Origin of the sequence: Clostridium sp. ATCC BAA-442, from assembly GCF_964239415.1 — a bacterium.
GTDB classification, from domain to species: Bacteria; Bacillota; Clostridia; order Oscillospirales; family Oscillospiraceae; genus Flavonifractor; species Flavonifractor plautii.
In genome coordinates this window covers 63,662-80,926 of record NZ_CAXSQB010000001.1, presented here as the reverse complement: position 1 = coordinate 80,926, position 17,265 = coordinate 63,662, and the positions used below count along the sequence as shown (strand labels likewise).

18 protein-coding genes are annotated in these 17,265 nt (G+C 50.6%); 12 read left to right on the top strand and 6 right to left on the bottom strand.

Features of this window, described 5'->3' with window-relative positions; genetic code table 11:
- The first annotated feature begins 510 nt into the window (after positions 1 to 510).
- From ACESY8_RS00435 to ACESY8_RS00385, 11 genes are all read left to right on the top strand, one after another.
- On the top strand, positions 511 to 885 hold the full coding sequence (locus ACESY8_RS00435) for a type II toxin-antitoxin system PemK/MazF family toxin (RefSeq protein ID WP_021630225.1): 375 nt from the start codon (positions 511 to 513) through the stop codon (positions 883 to 885).
- Between the two features lie 114 nt (positions 886 to 999).
- Positions 1,000 to 1,641, top strand: a complete 642-nt coding sequence (locus ACESY8_RS00430) for a hypothetical protein (protein WP_421823166.1) — start codon at positions 1,000 to 1,002, stop codon at positions 1,639 to 1,641.
- A gap of 16 nt (positions 1,642 to 1,657) precedes the next feature.
- A complete protein-coding gene (locus tag ACESY8_RS00425; RefSeq protein WP_156621351.1) occupies positions 1,658 to 2,407 on the top strand; it encodes a metallophosphoesterase family protein in 750 nt (249 codons plus the stop codon).
- Positions 2,408 to 2,478: 71 nt separating this feature from the next.
- Positions 2,479 to 2,739 (top strand): hypothetical protein, encoded by a 261-nt coding sequence (locus tag ACESY8_RS00420; protein WP_156621350.1) that lies wholly within the window; start codon positions 2,479 to 2,481, stop codon positions 2,737 to 2,739.
- Positions 2,740 to 2,872: 133 nt separating this feature from the next.
- Positions 2,873 to 4,381: a Y-family DNA polymerase gene (locus ACESY8_RS00415; protein WP_007487988.1), complete on the top strand. Its 1,509-nt coding sequence runs from the start codon at positions 2,873 to 2,875 to the stop codon at positions 4,379 to 4,381.
- Positions 4,378 to 4,800, top strand: a complete 423-nt coding sequence (locus ACESY8_RS00410; RefSeq protein ID WP_007487987.1) for a YolD-like family protein — start codon at positions 4,378 to 4,380, stop codon at positions 4,798 to 4,800. The genes ACESY8_RS00415 and ACESY8_RS00410 overlap by 4 nt, the downstream gene beginning before the upstream one ends.
- Positions 4,801 to 4,946: 146 nt before the next feature.
- Positions 4,947 to 6,161 (top strand): ATP-binding protein, encoded by a 1,215-nt coding sequence (locus tag ACESY8_RS00405; RefSeq protein WP_156621346.1) that lies wholly within the window; start codon positions 4,947 to 4,949, stop codon positions 6,159 to 6,161.
- A 48-nt stretch (positions 6,162 to 6,209) separates the two neighbouring features.
- On the top strand, positions 6,210 to 7,850 hold the full coding sequence (locus ACESY8_RS00400) for an AAA family ATPase (RefSeq protein ID WP_156621345.1): 1,641 nt from the start codon (positions 6,210 to 6,212) through the stop codon (positions 7,848 to 7,850).
- Positions 7,851 to 7,944: 94 nt separating this feature from the next.
- Complete coding sequence (locus ACESY8_RS00395; RefSeq protein WP_009259945.1) at positions 7,945 to 8,103, top strand: hypothetical protein; 159 nt, start codon at positions 7,945 to 7,947, stop codon at positions 8,101 to 8,103.
- A 44-nt stretch (positions 8,104 to 8,147) separates the two neighbouring features.
- Positions 8,148 to 8,561 (top strand): recombinase family protein, encoded by a 414-nt coding sequence (locus ACESY8_RS00390; RefSeq protein WP_025543767.1) that lies wholly within the window; start codon positions 8,148 to 8,150, stop codon positions 8,559 to 8,561.
- 191 nt (positions 8,562 to 8,752) lie between these two features.
- Positions 8,753 to 10,381 (top strand): recombinase family protein, encoded by a 1,629-nt coding sequence (locus ACESY8_RS00385; RefSeq protein WP_021630214.1) that lies wholly within the window; start codon positions 8,753 to 8,755, stop codon positions 10,379 to 10,381.
- A gap of 280 nt (positions 10,382 to 10,661) precedes the next feature.
- On the opposite strand, the gene ACESY8_RS00380 is transcribed toward ACESY8_RS00385, so the two are convergent.
- From ACESY8_RS00380 to ACESY8_RS00365, 4 genes are all read right to left on the bottom strand, one after another.
- Positions 10,662 to 12,266: a recombinase family protein gene (locus ACESY8_RS00380; protein ID WP_054338811.1), complete on the bottom strand. Its 1,605-nt coding sequence runs from the start codon at positions 12,264 to 12,266 to the stop codon at positions 10,662 to 10,664.
- Positions 12,267 to 12,338: 72 nt separating this feature from the next.
- On the bottom strand, positions 12,339 to 12,551 hold the full coding sequence (locus ACESY8_RS00375; protein ID WP_054338810.1) for a hypothetical protein: 213 nt from the start codon (positions 12,549 to 12,551) through the stop codon (positions 12,339 to 12,341).
- A gap of 135 nt (positions 12,552 to 12,686) precedes the next feature.
- The gene (locus tag ACESY8_RS00370) at positions 12,687 to 12,887 is read right to left on the bottom strand and encodes a hypothetical protein (protein ID WP_054338809.1); all 201 of its coding nucleotides are present in this window, start codon (positions 12,885 to 12,887) and stop codon (positions 12,687 to 12,689) included.
- Between the two features lie 299 nt (positions 12,888 to 13,186).
- A complete protein-coding gene (locus ACESY8_RS00365) occupies positions 13,187 to 13,609 on the bottom strand; it encodes an RNA polymerase sigma factor (protein ID WP_204681468.1) in 423 nt (140 codons plus the stop codon).
- Between the two features lie 240 nt (positions 13,610 to 13,849).
- Between ACESY8_RS00365 and ACESY8_RS00360 the strand changes: the two genes are divergently transcribed.
- Positions 13,850 to 14,140 (top strand): hypothetical protein, encoded by a 291-nt coding sequence (locus tag ACESY8_RS00360; RefSeq protein ID WP_152970493.1) that lies wholly within the window; start codon positions 13,850 to 13,852, stop codon positions 14,138 to 14,140.
- Between the two features lie 62 nt (positions 14,141 to 14,202).
- Here the strand turns inward: ACESY8_RS00360 and ACESY8_RS00355 are convergent, their stop codons facing one another.
- Positions 14,203 to 16,563, bottom strand: a complete 2,361-nt coding sequence (locus ACESY8_RS00355) for an ABC transporter permease (protein WP_054338806.1) — start codon at positions 16,561 to 16,563, stop codon at positions 14,203 to 14,205.
- On the bottom strand, positions 16,547 to 17,242 hold the full coding sequence (locus ACESY8_RS00350; RefSeq protein ID WP_054338805.1) for an ABC transporter ATP-binding protein: 696 nt from the start codon (positions 17,240 to 17,242) through the stop codon (positions 16,547 to 16,549). Before ACESY8_RS00350 ends, ACESY8_RS00355 begins: the two co-directional genes overlap by 17 nt.
- Positions 17,243 to 17,265: the final 23 nt, after the last annotated feature.

The window sequence follows — 17,265 nt, the reverse complement described above, 5'->3', positions numbered from 1 at the left end:
CTATACATTTTTGTTCGGTTATGACAGCCTGCCGGATTTCCCCTCTATCAACGACGGCCAAATAAGGTGCCAAGCGGGTCCATCCGTCCAAAAAACAGCATGTGGCAAGCTGTATCGCAATGACTCCGCCAGGGATAATGATACTTCCGTCCAGTCACAGCCCCCACCGAAATGGGGATCAAGCAATGAGGGCGGCCGACAGAGATCCTGCCGGGGGTGAGAGTCCCATGACGCGGTGAAGCCAGCCGCGGTTCAGATGGTTGCCCTACGGAGCCAGCGCCAGTGGCGCAGGCTTTTGCGCTTGGGGAAGTAGTGTCGAATACGAGCGCAGCAGAAGACAACACAAATGTGAAGTCTTAATATCAGAAGCTATGGGGATCGCTTCTGTCCAAAACCCGTTTACTGACCGGAACATGCCATATGAGCAGCCATTCCAACCAGATGCGGGAGATGCGGAGGCGGTCCCTATTTTTGTGATATTAAGCCCAATATGCTGAGGAGGTGTATTCTGTGAAAACATATTGCAGACAGGAAATCAGCCGTGGTGACATTTACTATGCTGACCTGCGGCCAGTCATCGGGTCTGAGCAAGGTGGTATCCGTCCGGTACTCATTCTGCAGAACAATGTGGGCAACCGGCACAGTCCCACAGTGATCGCAGCCCCCATCACCAGCAAGATGGGAAAACCGCGGCTGCCTACACATGTTTGTTTGAATAGGCAAGCGAATGGATTGAGCTGTGGTTCCGTTATCCTTTTGGAGCAACTTCGCACTATTGATAAGTCCAGGCTCAGAGAGCGCGTTGGAGCATTGGACACCTCCGAGATGAAACAGATTGACTGGGCGCTTGGGGTCAGCGTCGGTCTGGCGGAAGGATATCGGTAGAATAGGTCAATTTATGAACATTTATTCTGTTGGTATTGGTGAATAGATGTTGCCGCCTTACTTGTGGTATTGTTTGAAAAAGCACTTGGAATAGGAAAACGAGGTGAAGCAAGAGTGGAGTACCGAAAAGTTTACTTCCGGATTCGCAGCCGCTATCAGTTCGATTCCGGCTGGCCGGCTGAGACTGACGCCGCCAAATTTCAGGAAGAAAGCCGCAGCCTGTTCCAGAGTGTGGGCTGGGATCTGCAGCCCTGTGGGGACAGCACATCCGATACCGTTACGAAAGGCTGGCAGGAGTTATACCTGCATCCAATGAACTTTAGTGGTATTATAGAGATGGACGAGATCCCAGCCATCCAAGAACTACTGAAGGATGCGAAAGCGTTCTGCTGCTATGGCTTCGACTGCTACGAGAGGTATTGGGATATTACCGATGAGGAATATCTGGCACAGTTGGAGACCAAGCGCGAGGAGATCACACATGAAATCCTGGAACGGTGCCGGACAAAACGGAAAAACCTGTATATCACAGGCCCGGTTGCTTTAAATGTCGCTCAAAAGTTCTCTGTACACAGGCTCTGTGATAAAGAAGGCAAGCATAATCTTGCCAACCGCTTCGTGGGCGAACTGATGGAGCAGCTTGTTCAAGATGGCCTGCTGGTGACAACGAAAACCAGAAACGGTCCTGGTGTCCGCACGGCAACCGATGCAGAAATCAGCTCCCCACTGCCAGGGCAGCAGCAAATGACCCTGTAAATCGAGGTGCGATGGAATGGCGATTTATATTACGGGAGATACTCACGGTGACTTCCAACGCTTTGGGAGCAAATACTTCCCACAGCAGAAGGAGATGAGCCGGGAGGACTATGTGGTCATCGCGGGTGATTTTGGAGGACTGTGGGATGGAAGCCAGAAAGATCAATATTGGTTGGACTGGCTGAACAAGAAGCCCTTCACCACCCTGTTCGTGGATGGGAACCATGAGAATTTTGACTTGCTGAACACTCTACCAGAAAAAGAATGGAATGGCGGACGGGTCCATGTGGTGCGGGAGCATGTCCTGCACCTTATGCGGGGACAGGTCTTCGACTTCGGCGGCCTCACCTGGTTCACAATGGGCGGTGCGGCCTCCCATGATATTCAGGATGGAGTTCTCGATCCAGCCGCTCCGGACTTCGAACACCGGTATTGGCTGATGCGCCGGATGCGGTCCATGTTTCGGGTAAAGGGGGTAAGCTGGTGGGCCGAGGAAATGCCCAGCCAAGCGGAATACCAAGAAGCCCTGGCAAACTTGGAACGAGTCAACTGGACGGTAGACTGTGTTCTCACCCACTGCGCTCCCAGCGGTGTGGTGCAGGAGATCAATCCATCCTATGGAACGGATGAACTGACGGACTTTCTTGAAATGGTCAGCCAGCGGTGTAAATTCGCCTACTGGTTTTTCGGCCATTACCATGAGAATCGAATCATAGATCAGAAATACATCCTCCAGTGGGAGAAGATATCTGAACTGAGTTTTTAATCACAATAGACCAGAGAGTGGATAGTCAGCACTCTCTGGTCTGTTATTCTGAACGGAGTGGAAGATGCCAAATGAGCAAAGAGATCGGCTATACTAAGGAAGAAACAGATTTCCCATATGGGTGGCATAAGGGCGATATCTGTGTAATGATTACAAACAAAGCGATAAAGAGCACTTCTGAATATATTGTAGAAAGTTATGACGGGGTATATTTTGGCGTCCGTAGCCATACCGGGCTATATCACCGGGTATCTCCGTGGAGGATGTTTCGGACGAAAGAGGAGGCCATTGAAACCTTGGCAGAGCAGAAATATGGAGGCATATCGCTTTAGGAATCACAGCATTCTGTGCTGGTTTTCCAATGGGCACAAGATGGTGTTTTTTCACAATAGAACAACCAGAACAAATGTGCTATAATGGCTTTGAAAATGTGTTGGAAGATAAAGAGGAAGGGGTGACCGAAGCATGAAGGAGCGAACCTACATTTGCTGTGATCTAAAATCGTTTTACGCAAGTGTGGAGTGCATCGAGCGTGGGCTGAATCCACTGGACACCAACCTCGTGGTGGCGGACCTGAGCCGCACTGAAAAGACCATCTGTCTGGCGGTCACACCTTCCCTGAAGTCTTATGGCATTTCCGGTCGAGCCAGGCTGTTTGAGGTGATCCAACGGGTTAAGGAGGTCAATGCCCAACGGCAGCGGAATACCCCTGGCCGACAGTTCACCGGCGCTTCCTCTCACGACCCGGAGGTGCGGCGAAATCCTTCCCTGGCCCTCGACTATATCGTGGCCCCACCCCGGATGGCCCACTATATTGACTGGAGCACCCGCGTCTACAGCGTGTACCTCAAGCATGTTGCGCCAGAGGACATCTATCCATACAGCATCGATGAGGTGTTCATCGACGCCACCAGCTACCTGCAGACCTACCATCTGTCGGCCCGTGAATTTGCCCGGAAAATCATCCTCGACATTCTGCAGACGACCGGTATCACCGCTGCGGCGGGCATTGGGACGAATCTGTATCTGGCCAAGGTCGCCATGGACATTGGCGCGAAGCATGTCCCCGCCGATGAATACGGCGTCCGCATCGCAGAACTGGATGAGATGGGCTATCGCCGCTCCTTCTGGACCCACCGTCCGCTCACCGACTTCTGGAGGGTGGGAAAAGGCTATGCCGCCAAGCTGGAAGCCAACGGCCTGTACACCATGGGAGATATTGCCCGGTGTTCTATCGGGCAGCCTACAGATTATCACAACGAGGAACTGCTCTATAAACTGTTTGGTGTCAACGCAGAACTGCTCATCGACCATGCCTGGGGCTGGGAACCCTGCACCATTGCGGACATTAAGGCATACAAACCAGAAAACAAGAGCATCGTCTCTGGGCAGATTCTGCAGTACCCATACCCATTTGAAAAGGCAAGGCTGGTCATCCAGGAGATGGCCGATGCACTGGCGCTGGAATTGGTAGATAAGCGGCTTGCGACCAACCAACTGGTCCTCACAGTAGGCTATGACATCGAAAACCTCAAGGGTACAGCCTACACCAGAGAGGTCACCACGGACCGCTATGGGCGCAAAATTCCCAAGCATGCTCATGGTACAGTCAATCTGGACGGATATACTTCCTCCGGCGAGGAGCTGCTCAAGGCAGCCACCAGCCTGTATGACCGGATCGTAGATAAAACCCTGCTGGCCCGCCGGCTGACCCTCTGCGCCAATCACCTGCTGGACGAGTCTTCTGTGCCGGAGGATTTGCCGGAGCAGATTGACCTGTTTACGGACTACTCGGCAAAGGAAAAGCAGAAAAAAGAGGCTGACACTGCCCATGCACGGGAGAGAAAACTCCAGGAAACCATGCTGGACATCAAAAAGCGTTTTGGCAAGAATGCCATCCTCAAAGGGCTGAATCTGGAGGACGGCGCCACAGCCAGGGAGAGAAACAACCAAATCGGAGGTCACAAAGCATGACCGGACCATACGATGATATCATCAACTTGCCGCATCCTACCTCAGCCAAGCACCCGAGGATGCCGCTCTCAGACCGTGCGGCCCAGTTCGCACCCTTTGCGGCCCTGTCCGGCCACAGCGCCGCCCTTGTGGAAACGGCCCGGCTGACCGACCAGCGCATGGAACTGGACGAGGATGCCAGGGCTGCCTTGGACTCAAAACAGCAACTGCTGTTGGAGCGGATCAAAGAGCGGCCGGAAATCACGGTGACCTGGTTCCAGCCCGATGCAAAGAAAGACGGCGGCCGGTATATCGTATCAACCGGGAGGCTGAAAAGAATCCATGAGGCGGATCAGGTATTGATTCTGGTTGATGGCTTAAGGATACCGATAGGCGACATCGTTGAACTGGAAAGTGAGTGCATTCGGGGGCTTCTTTGAGAGAAATTGAAAAGCTGTGTACAGTGTTTGCGCCAACATACGACTAATTTTATAAGTTATAACTGATAAAATCAGATTATATCAGTTGATTTTCAGTTGTAAATGGGATATACTGAGGTCAACGATAGAAAGGAGGCGCTCCAATCATGATCAAACGAGAACTGTATATGAACCGCATCCGTCCCTTCATTGGGGGCGAACTGATTAAGGTAATGACCGGCATTCGCCGCTCCGGTAAGTCGGTGATGCTGGAACTGATCAAAGAGGAACTGGCGGAGGCTGGTGTTGCCCCGTCTCAGATGATCTCAATCAATTTTGAAGATATGCGGTACTCCCATCTGCAGACCGCAACGGCTCTGCACGATGAGATCATAAAACGGGTAGAGGGCATCGAGGGAAAAGCGTATCTGTTTTTTGACGAGATCCAGGAAGTAGAGGGCTGGGAAAAGTGCGTCAATTCTTTGCGTGTGGCGCTGGACTGCGATATCTACATTACGGGCTCCAACGCAAAACTGCTGTCCGGTGAACTGGCCACTTATATTGGCGGACGGTATGTGGAGTTTGTGATTTACCCATTCTCCTTCGCTGAATTCCTGGAACTGTACCACACAATCGCACCAAGCGATTCGATCCAGCAATGCTTTCAAAAATATCTGCTGGCCGGAGGAATGCCCTATCTGGCCAACCTCCGGTATGAGGAAGAACCCTCCCGGCAGTATCTCACAGATCTATTCAATTCTGTGCAGCTCAAAGATATCGTAAAACGGAACAAGATTCGGGATATTGATTTGCTGGAGCGCATCATTGCGTATATGACCGCAAATGTCGGAACAGTTTTCTCAGCGTCCTCTCTGGCTAAGTTTTTCAAAAATGAGCAGCGGACTGTCGCGGCGGAAACCATCCTGAACTATGTGCGGTACTGCTGTGACGCATATCTCTTCTATCAGGTAAAGCGCCAGGACCTGCAGGGCAAGCAGATACTGGCCTCCAACGAAAAGTATTATATTGCGGATCACGGTATTCGGGAGGCTGTGTTCGGCGGGAACATGAAGGACATCAACCTGATCCTCGAAAACATTGTCTACATGGAACTGCTGCGACGGGGTTATGTTGTCACAGTAGGCAGAGCAGGAGAAAAAGAAATTGACTTTGTATGCGAAAAAAGAGGAGAAAAACTCTATGTGCAGGTAACATACCTGCTGGCCTCTGAAGATACGGTGAAACGGGAGTTCGGTGCATACGATGGCATCCAGGACAATTTCCCCAAGTATGTCGTATCCCTCGACGAGTTTGACATGAGCAGGAACGGGATCAAGCACCGGAATATCCGTGACTTCCTTCTGGCGGAAGAATGGAATTGAGAAAGCGGTAACATATCAGGGCGTGATTGGCGAGGAGGTGACGCATAAGTGAGCGGAAGCAGCCCGAAAAGCATATCAATATCAGGTGTCGAAACCGATATAACCATCGGCAAAGAACTGGCTGCCGTTGCGCAGAAATCAAAGGCACTGGCCTCACGCGACTGCTTTGAGCAACTGGAGATGTACCTCCACGGCAGAAGTCATGACCGCGTGTGTCTGCTCTTTGGCCTGCTCCAGACTGGAAAAAACACCATGCTCCGTCAGGCCATTGGCAGAATGACAAAGGAGGACTTGAGCCGTATCGCATACATCAAAGCCCGCAGGACTGACAATATGGCGATGATGAACCGGGATCTCAAGAAGTTGTTTAACGCGGGATTCCGATATGTGTTCATCGACGAGGTCACACTGATGGAAGACTTTATTGACTCGGCTGCCCTCTTTTCCGATGTGTTCGCCACCATGGGAATGAAGATCGTCCTGTCTGGTACGGACTCCCTGGGCTTCTGGCTGGCAATGGATGAAGAATTGTATGACCGGGCCAAGTCCATCCACACGACCTTCATCCCATATCGGGAGTATAGCCGTCTGCTCGGGATCGACAGCATTGATGAGTACATCCGATATGGCGGCACACTACGCGCCGGAGAGCTGGCCTTTGACGATGAAGATGTGAATGCTCAGGATGCATCCTTCCGGGATGACGAGTCCACCCGAAGATACATCGACACGGCAATCTGCAAGAACATCCAGCACTCCCTGGCCTGCTACGAGTCGGGCGGGCATTTCCGCCACCTGTACTCTCTGTATGAAGCTGGAGAGCTGACCAGCGCCATCAACCGGATCATAGAGGATATGAACCACCGATTCCTGATCTCAGTGCTGACCGATGATTTTCTCTCCCATGACCTGCGGCTCACTGCCGCAAATCTGCGGAAAGAGCGTGACCCCGAAAAGCGCACAGAGGCGCTGGATGCCATTGATACAGAGGCGGTCACCCAGCGTTTGATGGAACTGCTGGATATCCGGAACAAGGAGGAGCAGTCCATCGGTATCACAACTGCTCACATCATAGAGATTAAGCAATATCTTGCCGCGTTGGAGTTGATTGTGGATTGTCCCATTGAATCGGCGGACCCCGGAATTGAACCAGTGGAACATATTCTCTTCACACAGCCTGGAATGCGATATTGTCAGGCTCAGGCCCTTGTCCATTCCTTGTTGAAGGATGAGCAGTTCTCGGCGCTCAGCGAATATGATAAAACGCAGATCACGGGCCGCATCCTTGAAGAAGTCCGCGGCCGGATGATGGAAGATATTGTGCTGCTGGAAACCATGAAGGCGGCCGACAAGGATCACCGTGTTTTCAAACTGCAGTTTGAGGCTGGCGAGTTTGACATGGTCATCTATGACCAGAAAGAAAACTCCTGTGAGATCTTTGAAATCAAACACAGCAGCAAACAGGTTCCCTTTCAATACCGGCACCTCGTCGATGAGGATAAATGCCAGAGGACGGAACGGCGCTTTGGCCCCATCCAGGGGCGCTATATCCTGTACCGCGGCGAAGATGCGCAGATGGAAAATGGGGTCCAATACTGGAATGTAGAGAATTATCTGAAGGCTCTGCCAACATTGGATATCGTCCAAGTACAGGAAATCGGTATGCAGTCAATCGAACCTACTCTGTAAAAGGACTATCGCCACTAAGCAGTTACAATTAGAAATTGAAAAGCATCGGCTATCTTTTTAGGATAGCCGATGCTTTATTTTTAGGAGGATTACTATGAACAGGGTACTCAGAATCGACGAAGAAAAGCCTGAAATGCATATCTCGGTTCAGGGCTATAAGGTCACTCTCTGCTTTGCAGAAAAAGAAAATCCTGAAGTTGCTGTATTAGTAAAGCAGGCTCTCCTGAGCGCCTATGCAATGCTCCAGAAATAGAACGACTTGCTGAAGGTCTTGCATTCAGAAGATTTGATGAAGGGATGGTCAGTAAAATGGCTGAAAGAGTCTATTGCTTATACAGAGGTAAAGATCAGGAAAGCATTCTCATGCAGAAGAACGCCTGCCACGATTTTGCAGAGAAAAAAGGCTGGAACATTGTTGACGAGGAGCAGGAGATCGGCGTGTCCGGCTATAAAGCCTGCGCTGATGACCGTGTTAAGTTACAGCGCATTAGAAAGGCTGTTGAGCAGGGTGAGTTTGATATCCTGCTGGTCTTTATGTATGACCAGCTGGGACGCAATCTCAACGAAACCCCATTCATCGCAGAGTGGTTTACCAAGAAGGGCATCCATGTTTGGAGCGTCTATGAGGGAGAGATCATAGACGCCGTTGACGCAGAACGCATGCTTGACTACATTCGCTTTTGGCAGACTGATGAGGCCCAAAAACTTTGAGCAAAGTACAGGATAACCCAACATACCAGCCCATTTACTGCAGATTTACCTCCAAAAAGATTATCAATTCCCCTGGCTATTCTGGCCGTAGTGTGAGATAATGGGTATGGCAAAAGCCGGGAACCTTGATAATCGAATAGAATGATTGGGTGTCCGCCCTCTCACACAAAAACATGAGAGGACGGATATCAATGGCTGAAAGAGTTTATTGTTTATACAGAGTTTCCACCAACAAGCAGGTCGATCACGATGAAAACAACCAGGCAGACATCCCTATGCAGAGAAAAGCCTGCCACGATTTTGCGGCGAAAATGGGCTGGGTCATCGTGGGCGAGGAGCAGGAAACTGGCGTATCCGGTTATAAAGTCAGCGCCGATGACCGTGATAAACTGCAGCTCATCAAGAAGTATGCAGAGCAGGGCAAGTTCGATATTCTGCTTGTCTTCATGTTCGACCGACTGGGCCGCAAGTCAGATGAAACACCCTTCGTTGTGGAGTGGTTTACTAAAAAGGGCGTCCGCGTCTGGAGCGTACAGGAAGGAGAGCAGCGGTTTGAGTCCCACACGGACCGCCTGACCAACTACATCCGTTTCTGGCAGGCCGATGGAGAGAGCCAGAAAACTTCGATGCGCACCAAAACGGCCCTTGGCCAGATGGTAGAGGAAGGCCGGTTCCGCGGTGGAAACGCACCATACGGGTACCGGCTGGAAAAGAGCGGCATCCTCAACAAGCGCAAACATGAGGTGTACATGCTGGTCATTGATGAGGACGAGGCCAGAGTCGTCCGGATGATGTTTGACCTCTGCATTTCGTCCGGTTACGGCAGATGGCGCCTTGCCAACTTCCTCAACGACCACGGGATCAAAAACCGGAAGGGACAAAACTGGCACGACGCCAGTGTGGGGGGCATCCTGCACAACCCGCTCTACAAGGGAATCCTTCGGAGCGGAGAAACCTATGCCGGTCCCTTTGAGGCCCTCCAGATCATCGCCCCAGACCAATTCGACCTGGCGCAGAAACTGATGCTGGAGCGGACCAATGAGCGGAAAGAGCGGCGTACAGTACCGCTGAATACCACAGGCCAATCCCTGCTTTCCGGGAACATCTTCTGCGGCCACTGTGGAGGCCGGCTGGTGCTCACTACCAACGGGACAACCACCCGCCTTGCGGATGGGACGCCGGTCCATAAAAAACGTATTCGCTATGTATGCTACAACAAGACCCGGCGCCGTCAGGAATGTACAGGACAGACTGGATACACAATGCACATTCTGGACGGGATCGTCACTGAGGTGCTGCATCAGGTCTTCGACAAGATGCAGGGAGCTTCCAACGACATGATTGTGGGAAGCGCGGTTCAAAAGCAGATGGCAATGATACGCTCGGAATTGCAGCGGGCCAGAGCCGAAAACACCAAGGCCAATAAGGAATATGAATCCCTCAAGGCCGAGGTACTGAAGGCGATCCAAGGGAAAAGCGCCCTGCCGCAAGATGTGCTGACTGAAATGCTGGAGGATACCCGACAGAAGGTACTGTCCACCAGTGAACGAATCACGACCCTTACCGCGGAACTGAATGATGGAAACTCTAAGATCGAGGAGATGAAGGCCGAGTTCAACCGGATCGTGTCCTGGTCCAAGATTTTTGATGAAAGCCCGATGGAGGTCAAGAAAATGATCTGCGGCTACATCATCAAAAAGGTTTCGGTGTTCCGGGACTATAGAATCAAGATTGAATTCAACATCAATGTAGAGCAGTTCCTGAACGGTATCGACAGCATCGACGAATGCGATACCTATGAACTGCCTATGGCGCAATAAGCTCTCACCCTCGCCACGATCACGGCGAGGGGTACATATCAAAGTTTGATATGGCCAGTTGACAACATATACTTTCCATGCTATACTCAATGCATCTCTCAGTAATTGCCGGAGCGGGATATTCAAGCCCTTTCCCAAGTCATCAGGGGGGGCATACCTGATGGTTCGGGAGAGCGCTTGAATGGCATTCAAGAGGTCAGCGGTTCGATCCCGCTTATCTCCACCATCTCTTAAGAGAGTGAAACGAAAACCTCATTTCTTCGGGAATGAGGTTTTTGCTTTATGCGGCAATCGTCACGATGTCCAGCCCACCTGTGAACTGCTCAAAGTCGATATTGAAATCAATGTGCAGCTTGTAGTCCCGGTAGACCTTTACCCGCTTGATCAAGCAGTTGACAATCATTTTTTTGGCCTCCATGCTGGCCGTGTCGTACATTTCCGCCCATGAGATAATATCGTCATATTGGGCGTTCAGCGAAGCAAGCACCGCTTTCCCCTCGTCATAGGCCGCCTGTGCCGTTTCCAGGTTCTCTTGAAGCTCCCGGCATTTAGCCTCAGCCTCGGCAATCAGAGAGCCCAACAGCTCCTTGGAAAAGGTGCTCTCCCCACGAATCGTTTTGATAACCTCGCCCTTTAATGTTTCAAGGTCAGCGGCAGCCTTGGTATATTCCACCTGGACACTATGGAGCAGGCTTTTCCGCTCCTCCATCTTTTCCCGGTAGCGGATATTGACGATATCGCTTTTAGGGATCGCTTTCATGCGCTCAAAGATTTGGCGTACCAGCTTATCAATGATCCCGTCAAGGATATGGGCCGTGTAGCCCGTCTGACCGTCACAGTCTGTCTGCTTGCGGGTTTTCCCGTAGCAGACATACCGCACACGCTTCACCACCCGATTGGGATCTTCCTTGCAGGGATAAGCCTTGCCATTGGTGGTGAGGGACAGCCTTGACCCACAGTGACCGCAATACACATTCCCAGCCAAAAGCGAGTTGCCTCTGGTGTTCATCGGGACATGGCGCTCCTGCTCGGCGCTGTTGGCCCGGTTTGTACGGATGTGCTGGGCCGCTTCAAAGAGCTCCGGCGGAATAATCTGCAGGTGGGGCAGCGTTTGGGAGCGGCTTTCCCCGCACCGCAGAACGCCCGTATAGGTGAGATTGCAGACAATGCCACGGATGCTGGCGTGGTGCCACATCTTACCCGTTCTTGCACGGTAGCCCTGCTTGTTCAAGTAGGTGGCAATCCGTTGAGCGCCGAAGCCCTCATGCACATACTTGTCAAAAATGATCCGTACCACGGCGGCCTCGGTTTCATTGACTACCAGATCATAGAGCTCATGCTTGCGCTTGTTGAAGCGCCCGCTTTTTACAAGGTCATAGCCGTATGGAGCAAGACCGCCTTTGAAGCCGCCGCCCTCTACGAGCTGGCCCAATGCGGTCTTGGTACGGATAGAGGTCTTTTCGCTTTCGCCGTCAGCCTGCCAGAATCGGATGTAGTTGGTGAGCTTGTCCGTGTGGCTGTCGAAGCGCTGCTCCCCCTCCTGGGTGCTCCACACCTCGATCCCGTTCTTTACAAACCACTCCACCACAAAGGGCGTTTCGTCAGCGATACGCCCGATACGATCAAACATGAACACCAGCAGAATATCAAACTTTTTCTGCTTTGCCAGCTCCTTGATGATTTGCAGCTTATCCCGGTTTTCCGCCCTTACCTTGTGGCCGGAAACACCTTCCTCCTGTTCCTCATGGACAATTACCCAGCCCATTTTTTCACAAAAGGCGTGGCAGGCTTTCCGCTGCATGGGAATGTCGGCTTGGTTTTTATCGTTGTGATCCACCTGCTTGTCGGTGGAAACACGGTATAATGTGCAAACTCGATTTTTCATCGTTGACCCGTCCTTTCATATTGTCAGTAGGGCAATATGAAGATGCGGATCAATACGCAATCTATGTAATTTTCAAGGTACATGGTGTCTACCACCATCCTTATTATACCTCTGTTCGGGGGACATCACAAGGATGTCACCGGAGCCGGACTTGGGGGAACCGCTAGTGAACGACGCCAACAGGATTTGTTTCAGATGGCCGGAAATGGCCGTGTTTCGGGTTTCGGTAAAGGTGGCGGAAATCTCGTACCCGTCCACCTTGAGCGTGGTAGAGTTTCTCGGCATAGCGTTACCTCCTCAACAGAACGAAAAACGACAACTTAAAAAGTCTCCCTTGTCCCGTGGGGAAACGCAAGAGGGCGGCACCGTCGAAGTGCCGCCCTCTTGCCTTGCTCCACCTTGGGACAATTTGTCCCAGGGTCAGTAGGTACTGTTTTCAAAGTGCTGCTGGGCCTCCTCCAGCCCGCAGAAATCAAAGACCTCATGGAGCTCTGCCATCACACGCCGGATGTCACCGGGGGAAAAACAGCAGCGTTCCATCGCGTAGATGACATAGCCCCGGCAGGCGTTGTCACTCCATGACCGAGAGAGCAGGGCCTCTAGTTCGGGATCACAATTCATGGGATTGCCTCCTTTATTGAATTTTGGGGACGCCGCGCCCATTTCCTTGGCCCGTCATAAGACAGCAGTCCTCGGCACGGCGTCCCCACACAGCAGAGGCGGTGGCCCGGACGGGCAGGCGGCCAAACCTGCTCCGGCGGATTATGGCCGTGGGGGGCCTGTCCCACCTGCGGCGCTGATGCCAAGCACCCACCGCTGAGCTCCCCGCGCTAAGTCGGGGCCTCCGCTATTCTGCTGCGGAGAGGTCAATCACTACCTCTCATATACCACCAGAAAACAGAGCCAAATGGACAGGCAAATCAGAAATTTTTTCTCAAATATTTTTTCATGCTCTCCAAACCTCCGTGGATAGAATCCCGGACGGCGCTCTTGCTCACGCCCTCTTCCCTGGCAATCTGCCGTATGCTCTTGCCGAGGATCAGGTGGGCATCTACCCGGCGTCCCTGGATCTCCGGCAGGGAGTTGAGGGCGTTCCAGAGCCGGACGAACAGCTCCACCCGATCCAGCAGCTCCTGGGGCGTCGGCTCATGCAGGCAGGCAGAGTATTCAATCCCGTCATCACAGTCCAGTGAATAAAATGCCTTGTTGTAACGCACCCGCTCGGCATAAGCAGCCTCAAACCGCTTATCGGCCTGGAGTTCCTCGGCCACCTCGTCGCTGACTTCGATGTACTCGTCCACCTTGTACCAATAGAAAAACTCCCGCAGGTTGATGGTTGTCATTAGTCATTCCTCCGTTCAGATTTTGGGTGGGGTGGATTGCGTTCTGAACGGAGCTCCGGCGGGGATCGGCAACGGGGACACTCCCGGCCGGCTTTGGGACAAGGTGTCCCAAAGCGTAGTAAGTAAAATGCGCCTGCGCGGTATAGTGCCACACAGACGCATGAAATTATATTATCATTTACATTCTGCCAGATTTCGTGTCCGCCGCCGGACTGATCCTGCTTGAGGGATAAACTTTTTTTGACAGGTCAGGTCTTACCAAATTATATTGAAAATTTTTTTGCTTCACGGCGGCTCCTTCCCAAAGCCGCCATGATTTTTAGCTATTTCTCAGAGAACAAAAGGAGCGGCGGCCTTGATTTATTCAAAGCCGCCGCTGATTATACGGGCGTGTTAAAAGAGCTGCTGTACGACGGCTTTTTTCTTTTGCTGCCGTTCAGCAGATATAAGATGCTGTGTATTCTCAATTTCTGTTTTAATGATAACAATTTCAGCTTACAAACAGGTGAATTTTGGCTTACGAAAATGTAAGTTCAATAAAAGCAGGCGGCTTTATAGTCAAACCGCCTGCTTTGTAAATATATGAACTAAATTTATTGCGCGCTGATCGTGTCAACAATGGACATCTTGCGTATTCTCTGGATTGGCCCATACACGGCCAGAATTACAGAAAGGACTACAATTAAGAGAATAATACCTAGTTCTGTGAATGGCATTGTCCATGCCTCACCCCAATTGTAGCTTATCAGCAAACTAAAGAGAAGTTTATGACAGATCAGCCCCAGCAAGGTGCCAATGATGCAGCCGGAAACAGCATAGGTGGCTGCTTCCGCAATCACCATTCTGGAAAGCTGGTGGGTACTTAAACCAATCGCCCGGAAAGCCCCATACTGTTTTGTTCGAGCTGCTACACTCAAAGCAATGCTGTTAATCACATTGAAAATGGTAATCAAAGCAATCAAGGCCAAAAATCCATAGAGGAACAGCCATACACAGTAATAAACACCTAATGTACTGCTGTTATCCATCCGCTTGTCAACGAAATCGAATCCTGCTCCATAAGTGCGATGGATGGTATTTACATCATCGTCTGTGGCACTGGCAGATAGCTGCATATCAATGATGGTATAGTTTTCTTCCCCGGTGATTTGCCGGAAAGTATCTTCAGAGCAAATGATGATTGCAGAATCTCCGGCACTATTGAATGGGCTGGCAGAAAGAAGTCCGGCAATCTCAATTTCGACAGGCCGGCCATCTATCTCCATCGTAACTATATCGCCTACTTGCATGGAACCTTGCGAATCAAACACAGTCAAACCAGTATTCAGCTCATTTTGCACAGCCTCTAATGAGCCCGATTGCAAATAGTCGGCGGCCCATTCAAACTGCAGCTGCTCATAAGAAATCAGGACAATCGTTTTTTCTGCCCCATTCACCGTGGCGGGAACATCGTATGCAAACATCCGGCCATAGACTGCATCTACAACAGGATTTTCTTTTAACTCGTCTACAAAAGCTTCATCAACAGAGCAAGTGTTATCTGGACTAACAATAGATATATCCGGCGCCCACGGATACAGCGGCGTCAAAGTGTGGTTCATAAAAGTAATCGTCACAGAAAAGGAGAGGAACAGGACGATACTAAGGCCAAAAGAGGCAACCATTAAGACATAATTCTTGCGGCTGGATTTAGCATGATGAATCCCAAGCGAGGCGTCTACTTTCAGCCATTTGGTATTTGCGGCTTTGCGGACTGGCTGCAAAGCATTGGCGTTGCCGGAAACCGCCGCCAGCGGAGAAACTTTTGAGGCCCTTTTTGCCGGAGATCGAGCTGCCAAGAGAACGGTAAGCAATCCCACAATAATTCCTGCCAGTATGCTCGGTATGCTGATACTAAATGCGGGCATAGCACCAAAGTATTCCGGGCTAAGAACCCGCAGAACAAAACACAGAACCCATATCACAACCACACCGCTTAAAACGCCTATGGGAATCGCAAATCGGCACCAGCTAAGGGCTTCTTTTCTAACTAAGCGCATGACCTGTTTGGGTGTTGCACCAATGCAGCGCATCAGGCCGAAAAACTCTGTTCGCTGGGCAACATTACTATTCAGGCTGCTTGCAATCATCATAATACCCGCAAACAGGACCAAAATAAATAAGACACCCGCAGATGTATAAACCTGCATCATAAAAGAATTGCTGCTCTGCCCAAGTAAACCCAGCAGCTTCGTATTTTCAAAAACCTGATCATCACTTAACCCAAATTGTGATTTCAAATCTAAGATTTCATTTTGGACATTTCCTGTGTCAGAAAACTGAACATAAAAAACCGTACTGCTGCCAACTGACTCGCCATTTCCAGTGTCAGTCAAAAGAGAACGAAATTTCTCTGTCGTGATAAATACGCCGTAGGAATCGTTGCTCATAAGATTGGCAGTATTTTTGACAAATCCAGATATACGAAATGTATGCTCTGCCCCATTCGGCATATCAACGGTGATATGATCGCCAATAGATAAATTGAGCATATCTTTGGCATTTACAGTTACCATTGCCTCATCGCTACTTTGCGGAAAACTGCCTGCTGCAATCATATTTGAAAAGATTTTTGTAAACAGAGTTTCATTGCCACCACAGATAAGCGTTTCCGTCCCATTTAAGGTGTACCCTCGGTTGCCGTTATAGTTCAGAACATCATAGGGGGCGAGAGCCTCAACATCAGGACGTGCAGCAATAATGGCTGCATTTTCATCCGTAATGTTTTGTACTCCAATATGCCAATTTCCCGTTTCTGCCTGTGTTTTGATAACTTGGCTGCGGATAAACATATCCGCCATACCAAAGATAGTAGTCATCAGAAATACAGCCAGCACGATACAGAAAATGGACATCCGGCTTTGCTTCCGATGAATTTTTGCGGATATGGGAACAAGGTCAAGATAACGCTTCATCTGTGTTCCCTCCCAAGTCCGTGAGGATGCCATCGGATACCCGGAATACCCGGTCAACAGATGTTGTCAGGTTTTTGTTGTGGGTAATCATCAGGATTGTTTGCTGATAACGGCGGGATGCCTGTGTAAGCAGCGCAATAACATCCTGACTATTTTTGCTGTCCAAATTGCCCGTAGGTTCGTCTGCAAGAATCAGTTTAGGCTTTGTAATCAAAGCCCGTCCAATAGCGACGCGCTGCTGCTGGCCGCCGGATAGCTGGCTCGGCAGATGGTTCCGCCGTTCTGTAAGGCCCAGCAACTCCAAAATTTCGTTTACCGCTGTCGGATCGGGCTTGCGGTAGTCCAACAGCAGAGGGAACATGATGTTCTGCTCTACATTCAGTTCGGAGACAAGCTGAAAGGATTGAAAAATAAAGCCGATATTGCGGCGGCGGAAAATTGTGCGCTGTTCCTCTTTCATAGAAAACAGGTCTTGTCCATCCACCCAGATGTGACCGGAAGTGGGAGAATCCAACGCACCAACACAATTCAGCAAAGTGCTTTTTCCAGAGCCGGATTCTCCGACAACTGCGGCAAACTCACCTTTGTTGAGTGAAAAGGATACATTTTTTAAGGCGTCCACTTTCGCTTCGCCTATCCCGTAAGTTTTACATAGGTTTTGTACTTTCAAAATTTCCATTGCGCTCCGTACCTCCTTTCCTA

What these genes read in the sequence shown, in the direction of transcription:
- ACESY8_RS00355 (WP_054338806.1), bottom strand. Translation starts at nt 16,563, where the DNA reads ATGAAGCGTTATCTTGACCTTGTTCCCATATCCGCAAAAATTCATCGG.
- ACESY8_RS00405 (WP_156621346.1), top strand. Translation starts at nt 4,947, where the DNA reads ATGATCAAACGAGAACTGTATATGAACCGCATCCGTCCCTTCATTGGG.
- ACESY8_RS00380 (WP_054338811.1), bottom strand. Translation starts at nt 12,266, where the DNA reads ATGAAAAATCGAGTTTGCACATTATACCGTGTTTCCACCGACAAGCAG.
- ACESY8_RS00395 (WP_009259945.1), top strand. Translation starts at nt 7,945, where the DNA reads ATGAACAGGGTACTCAGAATCGACGAAGAAAAGCCTGAAATGCATATC.
- ACESY8_RS00365 (WP_204681468.1), bottom strand. Translation starts at nt 13,609, where the DNA reads ATGACAACCATCAACCTGCGGGAGTTTTTCTATTGGTACAAGGTGGAC.
- ACESY8_RS00410 (WP_007487987.1), top strand. Translation starts at nt 4,378, where the DNA reads ATGACCGGACCATACGATGATATCATCAACTTGCCGCATCCTACCTCA.
- ACESY8_RS00385 (WP_021630214.1), top strand. Translation starts at nt 8,753, where the DNA reads ATGGCTGAAAGAGTTTATTGTTTATACAGAGTTTCCACCAACAAGCAG.
- ACESY8_RS00420 (WP_156621350.1), top strand. Translation starts at nt 2,479, where the DNA reads ATGAGCAAAGAGATCGGCTATACTAAGGAAGAAACAGATTTCCCATAT.
- ACESY8_RS00350 (WP_054338805.1), bottom strand. Translation starts at nt 17,242, where the DNA reads ATGGAAATTTTGAAAGTACAAAACCTATGTAAAACTTACGGGATAGGC.
- ACESY8_RS00390 (WP_025543767.1), top strand. Translation starts at nt 8,148, where the DNA reads ATGGTCAGTAAAATGGCTGAAAGAGTCTATTGCTTATACAGAGGTAAA.
- ACESY8_RS00425 (WP_156621351.1), top strand. Translation starts at nt 1,658, where the DNA reads ATGGCGATTTATATTACGGGAGATACTCACGGTGACTTCCAACGCTTT.
- ACESY8_RS00415 (WP_007487988.1), top strand. Translation starts at nt 2,873, where the DNA reads ATGAAGGAGCGAACCTACATTTGCTGTGATCTAAAATCGTTTTACGCA.
- ACESY8_RS00375 (WP_054338810.1), bottom strand. Translation starts at nt 12,551, where the DNA reads ATGCCGAGAAACTCTACCACGCTCAAGGTGGACGGGTACGAGATTTCC.
- ACESY8_RS00370 (WP_054338809.1), bottom strand. Translation starts at nt 12,887, where the DNA reads ATGAATTGTGATCCCGAACTAGAGGCCCTGCTCTCTCGGTCATGGAGT.